Below are 5328 nucleotides of genomic sequence, written 5' to 3'. Positions count from 1 at the left end.
CACCGCCTCTTAAAAATTTCACACAATGAACGCCTGGAATTTTTAGGAGACGCTGTTCTGCAGCTGATTATTTCTGAGTATTTATATAAAAAATACCCCAAAAAACCAGAAGGAGATTTGTCAAAACTACGCTCCATGATTGTTCGGGAGGAGAGTTTGGCTGGCTTTGCACGGGATTGTCAGTTTGATCAGTTTATCAAGCTGGGTCGCGGTGAGGAGAAGTCAGGAGGTCGCAATCGGGATACCATTCTGGGTGACTTATTTGAGGCCTTTTTGGGTGCCCTCCTTCTGGATAAGGATGTGGAGACTGTCAAGGGCTTTATTTATCAAGTTATGATTCCCAAGGTGGAAGCGGGTGACTTTGAGCAGGTGACAGACTATAAGACCAAGTTGCAGGAACTCCTGCAGGTTAATGGCGATGTGGAGATTGTCTATCAGGTCACAGATGAGACAGGGCCTGCCCATGCTAAAAACTTTGCTGTGGCTGTGTTGATCAATGGTCAGAAAGCGGGTCAGGGACAAGGCCGTTCTAAGAAATTGGCTGAGCAGGAAGCTGCCAAGGATGCATTTGAAAAGGAAAGTCACTAATGTTTTTAAAGGAAATTGAAATTCAGGGCTTCAAGTCATTTGCAGATAAGACTAAGGTAGTTTTTGACCAAGGTGTAACTGCTGTTGTTGGTCCCAATGGCTCAGGCAAGTCCAATATTACGGAGAGCCTGCGCTGGGCTCTGGGTGAGTCGAGTGTCAAGAGTCTGCGGGGCGGTAAGATGCCCGATGTCATTTTTGCAGGGACGGAGAACCGCAAGCCCCTCAACTATGCTTCGGTCGTTGTGGTTTTGGATAATCAGGACCAGTTTATCAAGCAGGCTGGCAAGGAAATCCGTGTCGAGCGCCATATCTATCGCAGTGGTGATAGCGAGTACAAGATTGACGGTAAAAAAGTTCGGCTGCGGGATGTCCATGACCTTTTCATGGATACAGGGCTAGGACGAGATTCCTTCTCCATCATTTCCCAAGGGAAGGTAGAGGAAATCTTTAACAGCAAACCAGAGGAGCGTCGGGCAATCTTTGAAGAAGCGGCTGGAGTGCTCAAATATAAGACCCGTCGCAAGGAAACAGAAAGCAAGCTAGCACAGACTCAAGACAATCTTGACCGCTTGGAAGACATTATCTACGAGCTGGATAGTCAAGTCAAGCCACTGGAAAAGCAGGCTGAGACGGCCAAGCGCTTTTTAGAGCTGGATCAAGAGCGTCAGGAGCTCTATCTGGATGTCTTGGTAGCTCAAATCAAGGCGAATAAAACTGATTTGACGGCGGCAGAGGTTGATTTGGAGAGTATCAAGCAGGAGCTGGCGGCCTACTATACGAAACGGGATGAGTTGGAGCGTGAAAACCAAGAAATCAAGGTCAAACGTCAGGAAGTGAATCAAAAACTGTCTGACGATCAGGCCAGTCTTTTGGAGCTGACTCGTTTAATCAGTGATCTGGAACGCCAGATAGACCTAGCTAAGTTGGAATCTAGTCAGGCAGCCAGCAGTCGTTTGGAAAATGAAGAACGTTTGGCTGGGTTGAGAGAAAAAAGCCAGCAGTTGACAGCTGATATTGCCTCCAAGGAAGCTCATCTAGCTGCTTTAGCGGTCCAGTTGACTGAAAATCAAGAGGCCATGAGCCAGTTGGAAGCAGAATTGGCAGACTTTTCAGATGACCCAGACCAGCTGATTGAAAATCTGCGGGATCGTTACGTCAAGCTCATGCAAGAAGAAGCAGACTTGTCCAATGACTTGACCTCGCTAGAAAATCGTCTGGAGAATGAGCGGAGCCAAGCTGCCAGCAAACAGGCAGAGTTTAGCAAACTACAGGCTGATTTAAAAGCTGGTAGGGAAGAAGAAGCGGCTCGACAGGCGGAATTAGAAGAGGCACAGGCTGCTCTCAGAGCCTTGCTAGATCAGTATCAGGAGCAGCAGGGGCAGGTCGAGAAGTTGGCGACTGCTTATCAAAAGGAGCAGACCAGCATGTTTGCCCTGCTGGATGATTTGAAAAATAAAAAAGCCCGTGCAGCCAGTTTAGAAGCTATTCTCAAAAATCATAGTAATTTTTATGCAGGTGTAAAAAGCGTTCTGCAGGAGGCTGATCGTCTGGGTGGTATTGTCGGGGCAGTCAGCGAGAAATTGAGCTTTGATCCTCATTACCAGACTGCTTTAGAAATTGCACTAGGGGCAAGCAGCCAGCATATCATCGTTGAGGACGAGGGAGCAGCGACCAGAGCCATTGATTTTCTTAAGAAAAATCGGGCTGGTCGGGCTACTTTCCTACCTCTGACGACCATCAAGGCTCGTCAACTTCCCGAGCAAAATCAATCCAGAATTGAGGCTAGTCCAGGCTTCCTAGGTTTGGCTTCGGAGCTGGTGACCTATGAGGCAGGTTTGGAGAATATTTTCCAAAATCTGCTGGGAACAACCGCTATTTTTGATACGATTGAACATGCGCGTGCAGCTGCTCGTCAGGTTCGTTACCAAGTCAGAATTGTAACGCTGGACGGTACGGAACTGCGCACAGGCGGTTCTTATGCCGGAGGAGCTAATCGCAATAATAACACAATCTTTATCAAGCCGGAACTGGACAGCCTGCTCGCAGAAATGGAGCAGCAGTCTCAGAAGCTGAAAGTTCAGGAGCAGCAAGTCGAAAACTTACAATCTCAGCTATCAGAGGCCAAGCAAGCCTTGGAAGCCATCAAGTCTGAGGGTGAGCAAGCTCGCTTGACGGAGCAAAGAGTCAAGTTGGCCTACGAACAGATTGCAGAGCAGGTTGCGGAACTCAGTCAGCTGGAGAAACTGCAGAAACAAGATTTGGCTAGCCAGACTGAAACAGCAGGCCTGGCTGAAAAGAAAAAAATGGAAGAGCGGCTGTCGGCTATCGAGGCTGCAAAAACAGCCATTACTGCTGAAATCGAGCAAGTCAAGTCGAATAAAAACGCTGTTCAAGATCGTTTCGATCAGCTATCGGCTAACTTGTCTGAACTGAAATTGAAGAGCACAGAGCTGACTTCTAGCCAGCGCTTTGAGAAGAATGATTTATCGCGTTTGCTAGAGGAGAAGGCTGCTCTGGACAAGGAAGTCGCTACTTTGCAACTTTTGATAGAGCAAAAGGAAGAAGTTGTCAGTCAGAAGGTGGATATTTCCGTCTTGGAAGAGCAGCTTAAGACTGCCCAAGAGAAAAAGACAAACTTGGATCAGAGCCTCATCCGACTCAAATTTGAGCTGGACGACTTAGAGGGGCAGTCTGAGGATATTCTAGGGTATTTAGACCAAGCACGTCAGCAAAATGAAAGTTTGATTCGCCGTCAGGCCAAGGCAGAGGCAGAAAAAGAGAAATTTTCAGATGTCTTGCGTCGTCTGCTGACCAATCTGACGGATAATTACCAGATCAGCTTTGAAGAGGCTGATCAAAGAGCCCGCTCTTTGGAAAATCTTGCAGCTGCGGAAGCTCAAGTCAAAGACTTAGAAAAGGCTATTCGTGCTTTGGGACCGGTCAATCTGGAAGCAGTAGAGCAATTTGAAGAAGTCAGCAACCGACTGAATTTCCTCAATAGTCAGCGGGATGACGTCCTCTCAGCCAAAAATCTTCTCTTGGAAACCATTGAAGAGATGAATGACGAGGTCAAGGAACGTTTCCAAACAACCTTTGAAGCCATTCGTGAAAGCTTCAAGCTGACCTTTAGCCAGATGTTTGGCGGCGGTTCAGCTGACCTGATCTTGACAGAAGGCGACCTGCTGACAGCTGGGGTAGAGATTTCGGTTCAGCCTCCGGGCAAGAAAATCCAATCTCTCAATCTTATGAGTGGTGGAGAAAAAGCCCTGTCAGCCTTAGCCCTTCTCTTCTCCATCATCCGCGTCAAGACCATTCCGTTTGTTATCTTGGATGAAGTTGAGGCAGCTCTGGATGAGGCCAATGTCAAGCGCTTTGGGGATTATCTCAATCGCTTTGACAAAGAAAGCCAGTTTATCGTTGTGACCCACCGTAAGGGAACCATGTCTGCGGCAGATTCCATCTATGGAGTAACCATGCAGGAGTCAGGAGTTTCCAAGATTGTGTCGGTCAAGTTAAAAGATTTAGAAAGTTTATAGTATGAGTATAAAATTAGTAGCAACAGAAATCGGAATAAGGTAATTGATACAATAGAATACTAAGAAAGCCTTTGAATAAGTTGTTTCAAGGCTTTTTACTGTCTATAGATAGAAGGAAATGGGTATCAGAAATACTTTGATTCTATGGAGACACCCTTGATTTGTTAAACGTTAAATTGCATGTTTCGAAAGTCAATCATCTTGAGGCAGTATAACTGCATAATAACATTTCTTTCGTCAATAGAAAGTAGGAGTTATAGTAAATTGTGAGAATTCTTGGTATAATGAGGATAATAAATAAAAAATAATTTGAAGGCACAGGTATGTTGATGGAAATAAACTAGGTTATAGATAATACAAAAGCGTATATCGTCTGTCATTACATTCCTTGGCGGATTTACAACGAATATTATAGGCTCTTCTCAAATGTGTTCTCTGTGATTATGGGGATTTTCTTCATGATTAATATTCTCGTAAGTAAGGAAATACTCGCACGTTTAACGCTTCGCATTCTCAATGTGGTGTTGCTAAAAGACAAAATTGAGCACATTCTTATGTCGGGGAAGTCATCGTGGATACGTATGACCGTTTCTTGATGAGTCAAATCATCGAGGCGGGAATTGTTGGGGTTATGATTTTTGCCGCATACTCTCTTGTAGGGTTGCCATATGCAGGACTTGTTGGGGTGCTGGCCGGAGTATTCTCGTTCATTCCGAATATCGGGCCGTTTATGGCGTGCGGAATCGTAATGCTCTTCATCTTTACAGAAAGCCCAATTCAAGCACTCATTTCGGTTGTCGTCTTTATGGTCGTTCAAACAGTGGAAGGCAATGTCGTCTATCCTAGGGTTGTCGGCAGTTCCGTAGGGTTGCCAACGGCTCTAACCCTTGCTACTACGTTAATCGGTGGAAATCTCTTTGGTTTAGTAGGAATGATTTTCTTCACACCAATCTTTGCCGTGATTTACCGTCTCGTGAAAGAATGGATGGAGAAACATGAACAAGCTGCTCCAGTGGTAGCTGTAGGAGGTATTATTGATGAAGAAAATTAGCGACTTAGGGATTACGGGGAAAAAGCTCCTCTTTGAAGGGATTGCGTTCCTTGTTGCTGGGATATTGCTCCTTATATTCGGACCAAGCTTCCCAGAATTGATGTTACGTCTGTTTTTAACATTCTTATGGGCCCGTGAACTATGGAATTTCTT

The 5328-nt window shown here is 45.6% G+C and carries 2 protein-coding genes and 1 pseudogene; all 3 read left to right on the top strand.

The genetic code is table 11. The features are described 5' to 3' along the window. Nucleotides 1-588: ribonuclease III (rnc, locus tag Q0191_RS06785; protein WP_297665001.1), on the top strand; the 588-nt coding region annotated here is incomplete at its 5' end. Beyond that, nucleotides 588-4124 carry a chromosome segregation protein SMC gene (gene smc, locus Q0191_RS06780; RefSeq protein ID WP_297664999.1) on the top strand — a complete coding sequence of 1179 codons (3537 nt, stop codon included), beginning with the start codon at nucleotides 588-590 and terminating at the stop codon, nucleotides 4122-4124. The genes rnc and smc, both read left to right, overlap by 1 nt. A 470-nt stretch (nucleotides 4125-4594) precedes the next feature. Continuing rightward, nucleotides 4595-5175, top strand: a pseudogene (locus Q0191_RS06775) (AI-2E family transporter); the annotation flags it as partial. Nucleotides 5176-5328 lie beyond the last annotated feature (153 nt).

Origin of the sequence: uncultured Streptococcus sp. (assembly GCF_938036805.1) — a bacterium.
GTDB lineage: Bacteria > Bacillota > Bacilli > Lactobacillales > Streptococcaceae > Streptococcus.
The sequence above is the reverse complement of the archived record's forward strand: the minus strand, read 5'-3'. Positions and strand labels throughout refer to the sequence as shown.